We start from the raw sequence: 15,291 nt of genomic DNA, 5'->3' as shown, positions 1-15,291 counted from the left end.
CCGTCACCCTACGCTCAACGAAGGGCCGCGGGACCCGCTTCCAGGGTGCGCTCGTACTCGGCCTGCGCCTCGGCGTTGAGCGCCTTCTTCTTCGCGCCGCTGCGGGCGACCCATGCACCGAACCAGATGGTGAGCTCGCGCGCGAACACGAACGCGGCGATGGCCAGCGGGGCGAGCAGCTGCTCGTTGACCAGCTCGACCGACTCGGTGGCCGTGATGCGCCAGAACGGAGCCTGGAACAGCTGACCGAGGATGTACCCGCCGTACGTGGCGATGGCGACGAGCAGGCCGAGCGTGACCCACTTGCCCCAGCGGGCACGGTTGACGAACGCCCCGAGCAGCCAGAACGAGAGGAAGAACACGACGACCGGCACCCAGAAGGCCCAGGTGGTCAGAGGCTCGAGAGCGGCGGTGCCGATGTTCTCGACCGTCGCCTCGCCGCGCAGGGCGCCGAAGCCGAGGATCGCACCGAGGAAGAGCACGGCGAAGGCGAGTGCCGCCACGAGTCCGACAGCGCCGGCGGTGCCGCGGTTGCCCAGCTCGCGCGGCGGCTCGGGCGCCTGCACGAAGATCGGCTGCGGGGCCGCCGGAGGGGCTACCGGCTCGGCCGGAACGACCCGCGTCTCGGCGGGGGAGCCGGCAGGAGCCGCATACGCGGTGTCGGCGACGGTCGGGTGATGCTCGCGATCGGTGTGGATCACCCGGGTGGCGTCTGCATCGTGGTCGTGCCGGTCGCTGCCGGGCGCGTCGTGGACCGCTGCCGCGTCCCGGTGCGAGTCGTCGCGGTGCGAGTCGTCACGGTCGCGGTCGGCCGCGTCGGCGGCTGCCGCATCGGCGAGGTCGGCGCGACGATCGGCATCCGCGCGCGGGTCGGCGGGGGTGCCGGCCGCGGCGGGTTCGGAGGCGTCGAAGGTGCCGGGATAGTCGCGCTCGGCAGCCGCGAACGCCTCCATGTCGGGGTCGACGGGCTTCGCTGCGGCATCCGTGCTCGAGCCGCCCTCGCGCGCTGCGGCGGCGGCGTCGAGTCCCTCGTTGGCACGGCCGACGACGTGGTCCACGTCGTGGTGCTGCTCGTTCTTGGGAACCTCGGGGTCGCTCATGTGATCGCCTCTCGTGATAGATGCACACCGAGGCTAGCGCCGACGGTGATTCGCGCCGCGCAGGCGTGCCGATGTGTCCGGGATCTCGGTGACCGGTGGGTCCGCGTCATCGCGGTGGCCGGGTCACGGGGGAACCGTGCCGTCGAGCAGGTGACCGACCACGAAGAGCAGCCCGGGTCCCGCCGGAAGCGACAGCCAGAGCAGAGCGCCGACCACGCCCGCGCACAGCAGCCCGACGATCCAGCTGATCGCCAGATTGCGACCTCCCACGCGTGCGGCCATGCTCTCACCGTATGCCTCTCGAGCGCCCCGCCGTGGCATCCGGCCGTCGTGTCCCGCCGACCATCTGCACCCGACGGTGCGAGCCGGGTCGCGACCTACTTGACGGCGCCGGCGGTCAGGCCGCCGACGATGTACTTCTGCAGGCAGAGGAACAGGATCATCACCGGGATCGCCGCCATCACGGCCCCCGCCGAGAAGGCCGACCAGTCGGCGTAGCGCGGGTTCGCGACGAGCTTGGTGAGACCCACGACGAGCGTCTGCTTCTCGGGGTCGATGAGGATGACGCTGGCGATCACGTACTCGTTGACGATGCCGATGAACGAGAGAAGCCCGACCACCGAGAGGATGGGCGCTACCAGCCGCAGGATGATCGTGAAGAAGATCCGAGCGTGCCCTGCGCCGTCGATGCGGGCCGCCTCGTCGATCTCCTTCGGGATCGTGTTGAAGAAGCCGTACATGAGATAGGTGTTCACGCCCAGCGCGCCGCCGAGGTAGACGAGGATCAGGCCGGTGTGCGTGTTCAGCCCGATCGCCGGGAACCAGTCGCCGAGGGTCGACATGAGCATGAACAGCGCGACGACCGCGAGCAGCTGCGGGAACATCTGCACGACGACGACGGTGATCAGCCCGACCCGTCGGCCTGCGAATCGCATGCGCGAGAACGCGTAGGCGGCGCAGGCGCCGATGAACACAGTGAGCAGCCCGGTGACCGTGGCGATGATCAGGGTGTTCAGGAACCACAGCGCGTACGGATTCTGCGGATCGGTGAGGATGCGCACGTAGCTGTCGATGCCGATGGCCGAGAAGAGCTGGTTCGAGCCGGTCAGCGTGCCCTTCGGATTGAGCGATGCCGACAGCACGTACAGCAGCGGGAAGAGCGCGAACACGCTCACCACGATCGCGACGAGGTGGCGCCAGCCGGTGTCGGCGAACCATGCGCCGAAGGAGCGCTTGGACGGTGCGAGGGTCTGGGTGCTCATCAGTTCAGCTCCTCGAGTGCCTTGGTCTTGCGGAAGCTGACGATCGAGATCGTCGCCACCACGATGAAGATGAGGATCGTGAACGCCGAGGCGAGACCGTAGTCGCGCGTCTGCCCGGTGAACGCCACCTTGTACACCATCGAGATCAGGATGTCGGTGTGCCCGACCGGGATCGAGACGTCGGTGAACCGCGGCCCGCCCCTGGTCAGCATGTAGATCAGGTTGAAGTTGTTGAAGTTGAACGCGAACGACGAGATCAGCAGCGGCGCCACGGTCACCAGGAGAAGCGGCAGCTTGATGCGCCGGAAGATCTGCCAGGGGTTGGCGCCGTCCATCACGGCAGCCTCGTTGACGTCCTCCGGGATGCCCTGCAGCGCGCCCATGCAGACGAGGAACATGTACGGGAATCCGAGCCACAGGTTCACGATGAGGATCGACACCTTCGCCAGCGTCGGGTCGGTCAGCCACGGGATCTCGGCTCCGCCGAGGAGCACCTGGTTGATGAAGCCGAAGCTCTCGTTCATCATTCCGGCCCACACCAGCGCCGACAGGAACGCGGGGAAGGCGTACGGCAGGATCATGATGATCCGGTAGGTGTTGCGGAACCGCATGCGGGTGTTGTTGAACACCAGCGCCATCAGCAGCCCCAGGAAGAAGGTGGATGCCACCGAGACGATCGCGAAGACGAAGGTCCACACGGTGACCGAGATCAGCGGCCCGCGGATGGAGGCGTCGGTGACGGCCCGAACGAAGTTGTCGAACCCGACGTTGACCTGCCATCCGGGCAGCAGCTGCTCGCCGTCGTCGGCGGTGAAGGCGCCGGTGCCGGTGTCGGAGTAGACGACGCCGCTGCGCGTGTCGGTGATCGTGTCGGCTGCTGCGTCGTATTCGAGCTGCGAGATGTAGAGGTAGCCGCTCTGCCCGTCGGGGGTGCGCAGGCTGCCGTCGTTGGGGTCGTCGCTGAACGGCACCGAGAGCTTCTCGAGCTCGGATGACAGGCTGAAGACCTCGGCGAGCGGGAGGGTGCGCCAGCCGTCGGTCGCAGTGGCGATGCCGCCGTCGAACTGCGCATCGACCTCGCGCAGCGGCTCGTCGTTCGTGCCGAGCAGCGCGTCGCCGGTGGCGGGGTCGGTCACGAGCAGGCCGTAGACGCCTGCCTGCTCGACGATCTGCACCGGATAGACCGGCGAGTCCTCGACGCGCTCCTGGGCGGATGCGAGAAGCGCGGAGACCGCCTGGGGCTTCGAGCCGTTGTGCCCGGTGCCGTAGTTGGTGAAGCCGATGTAGCCCGTGTAGACCAGTGCGAAGACCTGGAAGACGACCAGGAAGATGATCCCGGGCGTGAGGTACTTCGCGGGCACGCGCCGACGCGAGAAGTAGATGTAGTTCACCGCGGCGGTGACGGCGATGACCACCGCGAGCACCAGCCACTCCTGATTGGCGAAGAGCACGAACGCCGCGTACACGGCGACCGCGTCGACGATCCCCAGCAGGAGGATCTTCAGCAGCATCCAGCCGACCGGCGTCGCGGCCGCCTCGGCGATCTGCGCGGCCTGTCGCTGGCGCTTGGTGGGAGGAGCGGTCTGCTCCATGGTCTCGGTCATCTCTGTTCCCGTTGTCGTCTCGCAGGCTCGATGATGGAGGCGCGCTCGGGGCGGGGCGGTATCCCCCGCCCCGAGCACGCCCGGGCGATCACTTGATCGCTGCGGAGACGTCGTCCGTGAGCTTCTGCCAGGTCGCCTTCGGGTCGGCGCCGTTGATCACGGCCGCCTCGGCGATGCCCCAGTACTGCCAGACCGATCCCATCGCGGGGATCGCGGGCATCGGCACCGCGTCGGCGCCGACGGTCTGGAACCCGGCGATGATCGGGTCGGATGCCGCGGTGTCGGCGGCGGCGGTCAGCGCGGGCAGCACGTTGCCTGCCTTGAACAGCTCGAGCTGCACGTCTTCGGTGCCGATGTAGTTGACGAGGAAGTCGTTCGCGGCGACCTTGTTCTTCGACTCCGAGCTGACGAAGAAGCCCTTGACGCCGGCGAACGGCGAGGCCGCCTCTGCGGTGGGGCTGGGGATCGGATCGATGGCGACGTCGATGCCGGCGTCGACGGCCGCGGCGACGTTCCAGGGCCCGGTCAGCCAGAAGGCTGCGGTGCCGTCGAGGAACTGCTGCTTGGCGATCTCGCCGTCGATGTCGGTGTTCAGCGTGCCGGCCTTGCCCTGTGCGGCCAGCCAGTCGGCGAAGGCGAAGCCGCCCTCGTTGCCGAGCTGGAGATCGGACGCGTCATAGCTTCCCGACGCGTCGGTGCCGAAGACGGGTGCGCCGAAGGCGGTCTGGAACGGGTACAGGTGATACGGGTTGCCCTCGGCACCCTGCTCGACGACGAAGGTGCCCTTCGAGACCATGTCGTCGAAGCTCTTCGGAGCCTCGGGGACGAGCTTCGTGTTGCGCAGCACGGCGATGTTCTCGACCGCGTACGGGAGCATGTAGACGGTGCCGTCGTAGGTGGCCGCCTGAGTCGCGACGGGCAGGTAGCCGTCGGCCGAGTCGCCGAGCTCGATCGGAGCGACGACGCCGTTGGTCGACAGCTCGCCGAGCCAGTCGTGTGCACCCATGACCACGTCGGGACCCTTGCCGGTCGGCGCCTGCTGGATGAAGTCGTCCTTGATGTCGTCGACCGACTTGCCGACGAGATCGACGGTGACGCCGGTCTTCTCCTCATAGGCGTCGGCCGCGCCCTTGAGCGCGTCGACGCGCTCCGCGTCGAGCCAGACGGTGAGCTTGCTGGCCGCGCCCTTGCCCGACGAGTCCTCATCGGCAGTGGGGGTGGACGATGCGCAGCCGCTCAGAGCGATTGCGGACGTGACGGCGAGTGCGCCGAACGCGAGGATGCTTCTCTTGGTCACCTTCATTGGTGCGTACCTCTCTGGATGCGAATGGCCTGCAGGAAACTGCAAGCGCTTACAGTATGCACTCCGTCGAGCACTTCTCGGTAGCGCTGACTGGAAGCGTTTCCAAATCGAGATCGTTCTGCACGCTTGTGGCCTCTTGCACGTCTGGGCGCGGACGTCAAGGCGGAAGACGATGCGGACTGGCGCCCCTAGCTTGGGCAGGGTCACGGCGCCCGAGCCGTGCCGGATTGCGGAGTTCCGATGGACACGATCGACGACGAGGCGACGGCCCCTCTTCTCGACGGACGGTACCGACTCGACGGCTGTGTCGGCCGAGGCGCGACATCAATGGTCTACCGCGCACACGACACGCTGCTGCGCCGCACGGTCGCCATCAAGCTGCTCCGCGCAGACGACGAGACGCCTCTGGAATCCGAGCGCGTCCACAGCGAGACGGCGCTTCTGGCATCCCTCTCCCACCCCTCTCTCGTGGCCCTGTACGACGCGAGTCTCGATCTTCCGCACCCGCGGTACCTGGTGATGGAGTTCGTCGACGGCCCCACGCTCGCCACGCATCTCACCCGGGGCACGCTCACTCGGGGCGAGGCCGCCGCGATCGGCCGCGATCTGGCAGACGCGCTGCGCGTCGTCCACGCCCGCGGCATCGTGCACCGCGACGTCAAGCCGTCGAACGTCCTTCTCGCTCGGGCCGAGGGAGACGCCGGCTGGAACGCGAAGCTCACCGATTTCGGGATCGCCTTCCACCCCGATGAGGCACGGCGCACGTCGCCGGGCATCGCGATCGGAACGGCGGCGTACATGGCTCCGGAGCAGGTCCGCGCCGACCCGATCACCCCGGCAGCGGACATCTACTCGCTCGGACTCGTGCTGCTCGAGTCGCTGACCGGCGAGCCGGCGTTCCCGCGCACCCGTGACGTGCAGACCGCACTGGCGCGACTGATCAGTGAGCCGAGCATCCCGGACGAGCTCGGCGTCGAATGGGTGCGGCTGCTGCGCCGGATGACCAGCAGCGACCCCGACCAGCGGCCGACGGCCGCGCAGGTGGTCGCGGAGGTCTCGGCGCTCTCGGCGGATGCCCGCGACGACACCACCGGCGCGACGCAGGCCCTCCCCGCCGTGTCGCCCCCCGGCGTCTCGATCGCGACCCCCGTCGCGCCGAAGATCGCCTCCGCGACGACCCCGCAGGTGCAGCCGCGCCGGCCCATGCGCCGACGGACGATGGGCGTCTTCGCCGCAGCAGCGGCGGCGGCCACCGTGCTCGCCGGAGCGTGGATGGCCTGGCCGGCCGGCTCCTCGCCCACGCCGAGCGGCACGCCGGCGGTGGTCGCCGAGACTTCCGCGACTCCGACCCCCGCCGCGCCGACCCCGGAGCAGACGACCGTCGCCGACCCGGCGCCCCAGCCCGAGGTGCAGACCGCACAGGTGCAGACAGCGCAGACCAGCACAGGAAACGCGGGGAAGCGCGAAGCGCCGACCGCGAAGAACGAGAACGCCGGTCCCGGCAGGAACTCGGGAAGCGGTCCCGAGACCAACTCCGGCAAGGGCTCCGACTCGAAGGGGAACTCCCAGGGCAAGGGGAAGAACGGGAAGTGATCGCCCCTCTTCCCTGCGCGCAGACGCTCTATGGTGGTAGTCATGGCTGACTCTTCGTTCGACATCGTCTCCAAGGTTGATCACCAGGAGGCGGACAACGCTCTCAACCAGGCGCGCAAAGAGATCGAGCAGCGCTACGACTTCAAGGGCACCGGCGCATCGATCTCGTGGAGTGGCGAGCAGATCGTCATCGTCGCGAACTCCGAGGAGCGCGTCAACGCCGTTCTCGATGTGTTCCAGTCGAAGCTGATCAAGCGCGGCATCTCGCTGAAGAGCCTCGAGTCGGGCGAGCCGGTCGCCAGCGGCAAGGAGTACCGCCTGACCTCGAGCCTGAAGGACGGCATCTCGAGCGAGAACGCGAAGAAGATCGGCAAGATCATCCGCGACGAGGGCCCGAAGGGCGTGAAGAGCCAGATCCAGGGCGACGAGCTGCGCGTGCAGTCGAAGAGCCGCGACGATTTGCAGTCCGTGATCGCGCTGCTCAAGAACAGCGACCTCGACATCGACCTGCAGTTCATCAACTACCGCTGACCGCTGCCGTGCGGCGATCGACGCGCCGCCGTGACGATGTCGGAGTGCGCGGGTAGAATACCGGTGTTACGGGCTGTATGGGGCAGCCGGGGGGCGCTGCGAGGCGCATGGGGAGTGACATCATGGTCGACGTCGAACGACCGTCGCGGAGCGATTCCGCGACGAAGAAGCATCTGCTGTCCGAGGGCCTGTTCCAGCTGATCGGCGAACGCATCGTCAGCGGCCGTCTCGCGCCGGGAACACGCATCCGCGACAGCGATCTGGCCGCCGAGCTGTCTGTCTCGCGCACGCCGGTGCGCGAGGCGCTGCAGCGGCTCGAGCGGATCGGGCTGGTGACGATGTATCCGAGCAGGTACACGGAGGTCTCGGCCGTCACGCCCGACCAGGTCGAGACTGCCCACGTCTTCGCGGGTCTGCAGGCCGGCGTCACCACGCGGCTGGCCTGCCCGCGTCTGACCGCCGATGAGGTCGAGACGGTGTGCGGCTTGATCAGGGCCGTTCCCGCCGAATTGTCCGACCCGGCCGCGACATCGCGCGCACGCCGAGAGGTGATCGTCTTCCTGGGCCGGCGCACAGACAACGCGCTGCAGCAGACGATCATCGACGAGGTCGATCTGGCCCTCGCGCGCGCCTTGTCGACCTACGAGGTGCCCCTCGAGCGGCGCTCCCTGGTCGCCGCCGCCTGCACGGACTTCGAGGACGCGGTGCGAAGCGGCGATCCGGATGCCGCCGAGCAGGCGTGCCGACGCATGTACGACGTCACCTGAGCCGCGCCGTTCAGCGGGTGGCGTGCGCCCATCCCCGCACCCACCGGTCGAGGCGCGCGTAGGCCTCGGTGCGCGCCTCACGCCGGGAGAGGAAGACGTCGTGCAGTGCTCCGTCGATGCGCTCGACGGTCACCGACGGGCCGAGCCGGAGAGCTGCCCGGGCGATGTCGTCGACCACGAGGACGCTGTCTGCCGAGGTCAGCTCGTCCGACCATCGGGTCGGCGGGGCCGAGCGCGCCGAGAGCAGCACGCACACCGGCGCATCGATGGCGAGGCCGCGCGAGACGGCCGCGTGTCCGGCGAGCACCGCGTGCAGCCACCCGGCATGGACGATCATGGCCTGCTCGGGACGCCACAGCGGGTTGATCTCGACCGGATCGTCGGGGTCGGCCGTCTCCCGCTGCGCGCGGCTGTAGAAGCCCAGGTCGATCTGCGGTGCGGCATCCATCGGGCGCAGCCGCGCCTGCAGCTCGACCATCGGCGCGATCGCCGCCCGCGCCGGGGCGAGCTGGAACTCCAGCCACGGCGCATTGAGGATCACGGCGTCGACCTGGCGGGGGTGCCGGGACGCCCAGAGGCTGAGGGTGAGTCCGCCCGTGGAATGGCCGAGCAGCACGAGTCGACGGCCGGTGGCATCGCCCCGCGCACTCAGCGCCGCCTGGATGTCCTCATCGTAAGTGGCGAGGTCCACCACGTATCCCGGCGTCTGCCCCGGCCGCAGGCTGCGGCCGTACTTGCGCAGGTCGAGGGCGAAGAATCGCGCACCCCGATCGGTCCAGTACCGCGCGAGACGCTTCTGGAAGAAGTAGTCCGACCAGCCGTGCACGTACAGCACGTCGACATCGGCCAGCGGGCGTCGATCGCCGCGCAGCGACCACCACGGCGCGGCCGATGGCAGGGCGCGCACCAGCGTCGCGACGACGTCGCCCTCGGCATCCTCCCCCAGCGGCAGCGTCAGCTGCTCGAAGCCCTCCCCGAGGATGTCGGGAACCCACGCGTCCATGCCTTCAACCTAGCGGGGCGGACCACCGCGCATCGCGGAGACCGGGAGCAGCGGGCGTCACTCCCCGCGTGAGACGCGCACCATCTCCTCGCGCGGCACGAGCTTCACGCGGGCGCGCTCCTGCGGCGCCCCGAGCTCGATCTCGTGCGCGTCGAGACGGTGCCAGCCGTCCAGGTCGGTCCACTGCACACCGCGCTCGGCGAGCAGAGCGGGGATCGCGTCGTCGGACGGGTCCTCGGGCTGCCACCACGACCCCTGGTCGTTGATCAGGTGCCGCACGGTCTCCATGGCATCCGACTTGGTGTGGCCGATCAGGCCGACCGGTCCGCGCTTGATCCAGCCGGTGGCGTAGATGCCGGGCACGCGCTGGTTCGACTTGGTCTCGAGCACCTGCCCCTCGCGGTTCGGGATGACGCCGTGCTTCTTGTCGAACGGCACGCCGGGCAGCGGCGAGCCGAAGTAGCCGATCGCACGGTACAGGCCCTGCATGGGCACCTCGCGCAGCTCGCCGGTGCCGACCGCGCCGCCGGCTCCGTCGGACTTCGTGCGCTCGTAGACGAGCGCGGCGACCCGGCCGTTCTCGTCCTTCTTCACCTCGACGGGGCGCGCCCAGAAGTGCAGGTGCAGGCGACGCGATGCGGTGCCGCCTGCGTTGTTCACCGAGTCGAGCTTGCGCCACGACTGCATGATGCGGTCCATCACCATGACCTGCTTGTTGCTCGCGACGGCCTGGCGCGACGCCTCGTCGTAGTCGAAGTCCTCGTCGTAGACGACCATGTCGACATCGCGCAGCTCGCCCAGCTCGCGCAGCTCGAGCGGGGTGAACTTCACCTGCGCGGGCCCGCGGCGGCCGAACACGTGCACGTCGGTGATGCGGCTGGCCTTCAGCCCCTGGTAGACGTTCTCGGGCACCTCGGTGACCAGCAGGTCGTCGGCGTGCTTGGCGAGCATGCGCGCGACGTCGAGGGCGACGTTGCCGTTGCCGATGACGCCGACGGACTCGGCATCCAGACTCCACTCCCGCGGCACATCCGGATGCCCGTCGAACCAGCTGACGTACTCCGCGGCGCCGAACGAGTGATCGGCGTCGATGCCGGGGATGTCGAGCGACGAGTCGCGCACGGCGCCGGTGGCGAAGATCACGGCGTTGTAGTGCCGCTTCAGATCGTCGAGGGTGATGTCGGTGCCGAAGCGCACGTTCCCGAACAGCCGGATGTCGCCGCGGTCGAGCACGTCGCGCAGCGCCGTAATGATGCCCTTGATGCGCGGGTGGTCGGGGGCCACGCCGTAGCGGACGAGGCCGTAGGGGGCGGGCAGCTGCTCGAACAGATCGATGGACACATCGAACTTGCGCTCGGCCTTGAGCAGGAGGTCGGCGGCGTAGATGCCTGCCGGTCCCGCCCCGACGATGGCCAGCTTGAGCTTCGTCATGGGGTTCCTTCCGTCAGCTGCTGCGATCAGCGAGAGTCTCCGCGAACCGGGTCAGCGCGTCGCGCACGGTGCCCTTGGGCAGCGGTTCCAGCGCGGCGATCGCGTCGGTGGTCCAGGTGCGGGCGAGGGTCATGGTCTGCGCGGTGGCCTCGTTGTCGCGCAGCTCGGCGAGCGGCCCGTCGAGCACCGCGGGGTCTGCGCCCTCGGCGATGCGAGCGACACCCTCGTCGATGCGCCGGGCGAGGTCGACGTCGCCGGCAGCGGTGCTCGTCTTCAGGAGCAGCGACGGCATCGTCGGCACGCCGGCGCGAAGGTCGGTGCCGGGCACCTTGCCGGTCTCGCCGGCATCTGCGGAGAGGTCGATCACGTCGTCGAGCAGCTGGAATGCCACGCCGACCTTCTCGCCGTACACCCGCAGCGGCTCTTCGAACTCGGCGGGGGCGTTCGAGAAGATCACGCCGCCCTGCGTGGCCGCCGCGATGAGCGACCCCGTCTTGTCGGCGAGCACCTGGATGTAGAAGTCGATCGGGTCATCGCCCGGCTGCGCGCCGACGGTCTCGTGCAGCTGACCGAGCACCAGGCGCTCGAACGTGTCGGCCTGCAGGCGCATCGCGCGGTCGCCGTAGCGCGACATGATCTGGCTGGCGCGCGAGAAGAGGATGTCGCCGGTGAGGATCGCGACGTTGTTGCCCCACACGGCGTGCGCTGCGGGCACCCCGCGACGGGTGTCGGCGCCGTCCATGACGTCGTCGTGGTAGAGCGAGCCGAGGTGGGTGAGCTCGAGCGCCTTGGCGACGTCGATCACGGCGTCGGTTCCCCCGTCGCCGAGCTGGGCGGTGAGCAGGGTGAGCACCGGGCGGATGCGCTTGCCACCGGCCTCGTAGAGGTAGCGTGCCGCGGCATCCGCGATCGAGTCGGCGACCTTGACCTCCTCGGCGATGCCGGCCTCGACCAGGTCGAGACCCGCCTCGATGCGCGACGCGATGCGGCGCGCGCCTGGACCGAGGAAGATGCGGTCGCTGAAGCCGAGTCGGCTCGCCAGTCGCGTGCCCGGGGTCGCGGGGCTCGAAGTCACGTAGTCAACCCTACCTTCGCGGCGGGGCACGACGGCGCGGGCGCGCGTCCGGATCCGCTCACGCGAGTGCGTCGACGAGGGGTCGGAACTTGACCCGGGTCTCGAGCAGCTCCGCCTCGGGCTCGCTGCCGGCCACGATGCCGGCGCCGGCATAGGCGGTGACCCGGCGGGCGGCGGATGCCCCCTGCGGGGCGTCGCCGAACTGCGCGCAGCGCAGCGCGATCGCCCACTCCCCGTCCCCTGCGGCGTCGATCCAGCCGACCGGCCCTGCGTAGCGGCCGCGGTCGAAGGGCTCGATGCGCCGGATCGCGGCGATGGCGGCATCCGTCGGCGTGCCGGCGACGGCTGCGGTGGGATGCAGTGCGCCGACGAGGTCGAGGGAGGAGGCGCCATCGCTCAGGCGGCCGGCGACGTCGGTGGCGAGATGGAAGAGGTTCGGCAGCTCGAGCACGAAAGGGTCGGCGTCGGCGTCGAGCCCGCTGGTGTGCGGTTCGAGGGCCGCGAGCACGCTCTGCACGGCGAAGCGGTGCTCGGCGAGGTCCTTCCCGCTGGCTGCGAGCGCCGCGGAGGCGGCATGATCCTCGGTCGGGTCGGCACCCCGCGCCGCTGTCCCAGCCAGCACCCGCGCGGTGACCACCCGTTCGTGCGCCGTGACCAGCGTCTCGGGACTCGCGCCGATCAGACCGTCGACAGCGAAGGTCCACGTGTCCGGGTATCCGGTCGCCAGAGCGCGCACGAGGCGGCGCAGGTCGGCGTCGCCCGGTACCGTGCCGGTGAGGTCCCGGGCGAGCACGACCTTCCGGTACGCGCCGTCGGCGATCTCGTCGAGCGCCCGGCGCACGGCATCCTGATAGCCCTGCGGCGTCTGCGCGCCCGGCCCGACGCGCCCTGCCCAGTGCGGGCCGTGAGCGGCAGGCTGCGGGATCGGCGCGAACTCGGCGTCGCCGGCCGGGCGGATGCGGGTGATCCAGCTGCGCCCGTCGCGCAGGCCGATGACGGTCTGCGGGATGACGAGGACGCTGTCCGCCGCCGAGCCCTCGTCGAAGGTCAGGGCGCCGAATCCGACGAGTCCCGTGCCGGGGACGCGCACGGCGTCGTCGATCTCGGCGTTCGCCGCGATCGCGCGCCATGCGTCGGCGATCGCAGCGCTGCGCACGCGCTCGGCCCCTGCCGGTATGCGGATGACGGCCGCGACCCCGTCGCCGGCGGCCACGATCCCCTCGCCGCGGCGCAGCCACGCGAGCGGACGTGCGGCGGAGGTGTGTGCCAGCAGATCCCCGACGGGCGGGATCTCACGGGTCTGCGCGACCAGGCGGGTGCTGCTCACGCATCCAGCCTACCGGCCGTCACCGGTCGAGGCCGAGGGCGATGAGCCGGTCGAGCCACGGATCGACCGTGGCGTCGTCGAACGGGGCGACCTGCGCGAGCACCTGCTGCTCGAGCTCGAGGGTGCGCGCTTCGAGCCGCGTCATGACCTCGGCCGGATAGCCGTAGCGGACGCTGTGCTCCGCCCACTCGTCGCGATCGTCGACGTACGTGCCCTGCTCGTTCAGGCGGCGCACCACGTCGAGGTCCATGTCGATGGCGGTGCTCAGCCGCGGATCATCCGTCCAGCGCACGTCCCACGCGACGTCGATGTAGACCCGCAGGTCGCGCGGGTGACCGCGGTGCACGGTGAGCGCGAAGTCGTGGTGATCTCGCGGCACGAGCGTGACGTTCGGTGACTCGGCGACGAAATCGGCTCCGGGGCGGTGACTGCGCCACCCGATCGGCTGCCCGACCCAGTCGCCCCAGCCGTCGGCGCCCAGATAGACCACGTCGTTCACCCAGTGCGGCGACCCGTCCCACTTGCGCCACTTCATGACCATCGGGGTGCCGGGCTCGGGTCGGTTCGGATTCACCCGGCGAGTCTATGACCGGGTCGGCACGCGCCGGGTCGTGAGGGCATCCGCTCGCTTTAGGATCGAAGCATGGAGCCGAACCGCGCCGATCTCGGCAAGAACCCCTCCCGCGTCAGCGGCATGTTCGACCAGGTCGCGAAGGGATACGACCGCACCAACACGGTGATGACCCTGGGCAACGACGCGCTGTGGCGCGCGGCCACGACCCGCGCGGTCGCGCCGCAGCGGGGCGAGCGGATCCTCGACCTGGCGGCCGGCACGGCATCCTCCTCCGCCTCTCTCGCCGCGAGCGGGGCGCAGGTCGTCGCCGCCGACTTCTCCCCCGGGATGCTGGCCGAGGGCCGCCGCCGGCACGGCCACCTGCACAACATCACCTTCGTCCAGGCGGATGCCACGGATCTGCCCTTCGGCGACGAGGAGTTCGACGCGGTGACGATGTCGTACGGGCTGCGCAACGTGCAGGAGCCGAAGAAGGCGCTGCGCGAGCTGCTGCGCGTCACCAAGCCCGGCGGCCGCATGGTGATCAACGAGTTCTCCACCCCGCCGGGGCGCTTCTTCCGCGGCTTCTACAACTTCTACAACGCGCAGGTGCTGCCGCGGGTCGCGCGCCTCGCCGGCACCAACGGCGACGCCTACGACTACCTGAACGAGTCGATCCGCGACTGGCCCGACCAGGCCACCTTGTCGGCATGGATCCGGGAGGCGGGCTGGACCGACGTCGAGTACCGCAATCTGTCGTTCGGGATCGTCGCGCTGCACCGCGCACGCAAGCCGAAGGCCTGAGCGGCCGGCCTCAGCTCGCCGCGAGGCGCCTCTTCTCGGCCTCGATGTCGAAATCGGCGGCGGGCCACTGCGGATCGATGTCTTCGAGCGCGTCGATGAGCAGCTCCTGCACGGCCAGGCGCGCGTACCACTTGCGATCCGCCGGCACGACGTACCAGGGGGCCTCCGGGGTCGAGGTCCGCTCGAACACGGTCTGATAGGCGGCCATGTAGTCGTCCCAGCGCATCCGCTCGTCGACGTCGCCGGGGTTGTACTTCCAGTGCTTGTCGGATCGCTCCAGCCGCTCCATCAGCCGCTCCTTCTGCTCATCGGGCGAGATGTGCAGCATGACCTTGACGATGCGGGTTCCGGATGCGGCGACGCGGCGCTCGAAATCGACGATCGCCGCGTATCTCCGCTCGATCTCGGCGTGATCGGCGAGGCCGCGCACGCGTGCGATCAGCACGTCCTCGTAGTGCGAGCGGTCGAAGACGCCGATCATGCCCGGGCCGGGCAGCCGCTTCTCGATGCGCCACAGGAAATCGTGCGCGAGCTCCTCGTCGGTGGGCGCCTTGAAGGCAGCGAGGTCGACGCCCTGCGGATCGACACCGCCCACCACGTGCCGCACGATGCCGCCCTTGCCGGCGGTGTCCATCGCCTGCAGCACGAGCAGCACGGCATCGTGGCCGTCACCGATCCGGCTTGCCGCGAACAGCCGCTCCTGCAGCTCGTCGAGACGCTGCTCACGAGCGTCGAGCAGCGCTGTGCCGGTCGTCTTGTCGCCGTCGAACCCCGGATGCGCGTGCGCATCGACCGCGTCGAGAGAGAAGCCCTCGCCGACTTTGAGCAGCTCGGCCGGCTCGGTGGTCCATGCGTGCGTCGCCATGCAGACATCATGCCCCCTGCGAGCCGGAGCGGGCCATGCGCCGCACTGAGCGCCCTTCGACTCGTCGCTGCGC

15 protein-coding genes are annotated in these 15,291 nt (G+C 69.7%); 4 read left to right on the top strand and 11 right to left on the bottom strand.

Going from position 1 to position 15,291, the window contains the following annotated elements; all coding sequences use genetic code 11:
- Positions 1–14 precede the first annotated feature (14 nt).
- The 5 genes from V2S04_RS03490 to V2S04_RS03470 all read right to left on the bottom strand — a co-directional run bounded on the left by V2S04_RS03490 (position 15) and on the right by V2S04_RS03470 (position 5,269).
- A complete protein-coding gene (locus V2S04_RS03490) occupies positions 15–1,100 on the bottom strand; it encodes an ABC transporter (RefSeq protein WP_413637109.1) in 1,086 nt (361 codons plus the stop codon).
- 123 nt (positions 1,101–1,223) lie between these two features.
- Entirely contained in the window at positions 1,224–1,382 is a 159-nt protein-coding gene (locus V2S04_RS03485; RefSeq protein WP_181417655.1) for a hypothetical protein, read from the bottom strand.
- A 95-nt stretch (positions 1,383–1,477) separates the two neighbouring features.
- The gene (locus tag V2S04_RS03480; protein ID WP_271639497.1) at positions 1,478–2,362 is read right to left on the bottom strand and encodes a sugar ABC transporter permease; all 885 of its coding nucleotides are present in this window, start codon (positions 2,360–2,362) and stop codon (positions 1,478–1,480) included.
- Positions 2,362–3,966 (bottom strand): maltose ABC transporter permease MalF, encoded by a 1,605-nt coding sequence (gene malF / locus V2S04_RS03475; protein WP_413637108.1) that lies wholly within the window; start codon positions 3,964–3,966, stop codon positions 2,362–2,364. Before malF ends, V2S04_RS03480 begins: the two co-directional genes overlap by 1 nt.
- 88 nt (positions 3,967–4,054) lie before the next feature.
- Complete coding sequence (locus V2S04_RS03470) at positions 4,055–5,269, bottom strand: extracellular solute-binding protein (RefSeq protein ID WP_413637107.1); 1,215 nt, start codon at positions 5,267–5,269, stop codon at positions 4,055–4,057.
- 240 nt (positions 5,270–5,509) lie between these two features.
- Between V2S04_RS03470 and V2S04_RS03465 the strand changes: the two genes are divergently transcribed.
- The 3 genes from V2S04_RS03465 (at position 5,510) to V2S04_RS03455 (ending at position 8,160) form a co-directional block, all read left to right on the top strand.
- Positions 5,510–6,862, top strand: a complete 1,353-nt coding sequence (locus V2S04_RS03465; RefSeq protein ID WP_413637106.1) for a serine/threonine-protein kinase — start codon at positions 5,510–5,512, stop codon at positions 6,860–6,862.
- 42 nt (positions 6,863–6,904) lie between these two features.
- Positions 6,905–7,393: a YajQ family cyclic di-GMP-binding protein gene (locus tag V2S04_RS03460; protein WP_413637105.1), complete on the top strand. Its 489-nt coding sequence runs from the start codon at positions 6,905–6,907 to the stop codon at positions 7,391–7,393.
- 122 nt (positions 7,394–7,515) lie between these two features.
- Positions 7,516–8,160 carry a GntR family transcriptional regulator gene (locus tag V2S04_RS03455; protein ID WP_413637104.1) on the top strand — a complete coding sequence of 215 codons (645 nt, stop codon included), beginning with the start codon at positions 7,516–7,518 and terminating at the stop codon, positions 8,158–8,160.
- A 10-nt stretch (positions 8,161–8,170) separates the two neighbouring features.
- Here the strand turns inward: V2S04_RS03455 and V2S04_RS03450 are convergent, their stop codons facing one another.
- From V2S04_RS03450 to V2S04_RS03430, 5 genes are read right to left on the bottom strand one after another with little or no spacing between them, the layout of a single operon-like run.
- Positions 8,171–9,163: an alpha/beta hydrolase gene (locus V2S04_RS03450; protein ID WP_413637103.1), complete on the bottom strand. Its 993-nt coding sequence runs from the start codon at positions 9,161–9,163 to the stop codon at positions 8,171–8,173.
- Positions 9,164–9,220: 57 nt separating this feature from the next.
- Positions 9,221–10,594, bottom strand: a complete 1,374-nt coding sequence (locus V2S04_RS03445) for an FAD-dependent oxidoreductase (protein WP_413637102.1) — start codon at positions 10,592–10,594, stop codon at positions 9,221–9,223.
- A gap of 13 nt (positions 10,595–10,607) precedes the next feature.
- A complete protein-coding gene (locus V2S04_RS03440; protein ID WP_413637101.1) occupies positions 10,608–11,669 on the bottom strand; it encodes a polyprenyl synthetase family protein in 1,062 nt (353 codons plus the stop codon).
- Between the two features lie 58 nt (positions 11,670–11,727).
- Complete coding sequence (locus V2S04_RS03435) at positions 11,728–12,996, bottom strand: isochorismate synthase (protein WP_413637100.1); 1,269 nt, start codon at positions 12,994–12,996, stop codon at positions 11,728–11,730.
- Positions 12,997–13,015: 19 nt separating this feature from the next.
- Positions 13,016–13,570 (bottom strand): DUF402 domain-containing protein, encoded by a 555-nt coding sequence (locus V2S04_RS03430; RefSeq protein ID WP_413637099.1) that lies wholly within the window; start codon positions 13,568–13,570, stop codon positions 13,016–13,018.
- A gap of 69 nt (positions 13,571–13,639) precedes the next feature.
- Between V2S04_RS03430 and ubiE the strand changes: the two genes are divergently transcribed.
- A complete protein-coding gene (gene ubiE, locus V2S04_RS03425) occupies positions 13,640–14,353 on the top strand; it encodes a bifunctional demethylmenaquinone methyltransferase/2-methoxy-6-polyprenyl-1,4-benzoquinol methylase UbiE (protein WP_413637098.1) in 714 nt (237 codons plus the stop codon).
- 10 nt (positions 14,354–14,363) lie between these two features.
- Here the strand turns inward: ubiE and V2S04_RS03420 are convergent, their stop codons facing one another.
- Complete coding sequence (locus V2S04_RS03420; RefSeq protein WP_413637097.1) at positions 14,364–15,218, bottom strand: polyphosphate kinase 2 family protein; 855 nt, start codon at positions 15,216–15,218, stop codon at positions 14,364–14,366.
- Positions 15,219–15,291: the final 73 nt, after the last annotated feature.

Origin of the sequence: Microbacterium sp. OR21, from assembly GCF_047306785.1 — a bacterium.
GTDB lineage: Bacteria > Actinomycetota > Actinomycetes > Actinomycetales > Microbacteriaceae > Microbacterium > Microbacterium esteraromaticum_E.
This window is presented reverse-complemented; position numbering and strand designations above follow the sequence as displayed.

What these genes read in the sequence shown, in the direction of transcription:
- V2S04_RS03490 (WP_413637109.1), bottom strand. Translation starts at nt 1,100, where the DNA reads ATGAGCGACCCCGAGGTTCCCAAGAACGAGCAGCACCACGACGTGGAC.
- V2S04_RS03485 (WP_181417655.1), bottom strand. Translation starts at nt 1,382, where the DNA reads ATGGCCGCACGCGTGGGAGGTCGCAATCTGGCGATCAGCTGGATCGTC.
- V2S04_RS03480 (WP_271639497.1), bottom strand. Translation starts at nt 2,362, where the DNA reads ATGAGCACCCAGACCCTCGCACCGTCCAAGCGCTCCTTCGGCGCATGG.
- malF (WP_413637108.1), bottom strand. Translation starts at nt 3,966, where the DNA reads ATGACCGAGACCATGGAGCAGACCGCTCCTCCCACCAAGCGCCAGCGA.
- V2S04_RS03470 (WP_413637107.1), bottom strand. Translation starts at nt 5,269, where the DNA reads ATGAAGGTGACCAAGAGAAGCATCCTCGCGTTCGGCGCACTCGCCGTC.
- V2S04_RS03465 (WP_413637106.1), top strand. Translation starts at nt 5,510, where the DNA reads ATGGACACGATCGACGACGAGGCGACGGCCCCTCTTCTCGACGGACGG.
- V2S04_RS03460 (WP_413637105.1), top strand. Translation starts at nt 6,905, where the DNA reads ATGGCTGACTCTTCGTTCGACATCGTCTCCAAGGTTGATCACCAGGAG.
- V2S04_RS03455 (WP_413637104.1), top strand. Translation starts at nt 7,516, where the DNA reads ATGGTCGACGTCGAACGACCGTCGCGGAGCGATTCCGCGACGAAGAAG.
- V2S04_RS03450 (WP_413637103.1), bottom strand. Translation starts at nt 9,163, where the DNA reads ATGGACGCGTGGGTTCCCGACATCCTCGGGGAGGGCTTCGAGCAGCTG.
- V2S04_RS03445 (WP_413637102.1), bottom strand. Translation starts at nt 10,594, where the DNA reads ATGACGAAGCTCAAGCTGGCCATCGTCGGGGCGGGACCGGCAGGCATC.
- ubiE (WP_413637098.1), top strand. Translation starts at nt 13,640, where the DNA reads ATGGAGCCGAACCGCGCCGATCTCGGCAAGAACCCCTCCCGCGTCAGC.
- V2S04_RS03420 (WP_413637097.1), bottom strand. Translation starts at nt 15,218, where the DNA reads ATGGCGACGCACGCATGGACCACCGAGCCGGCCGAGCTGCTCAAAGTC.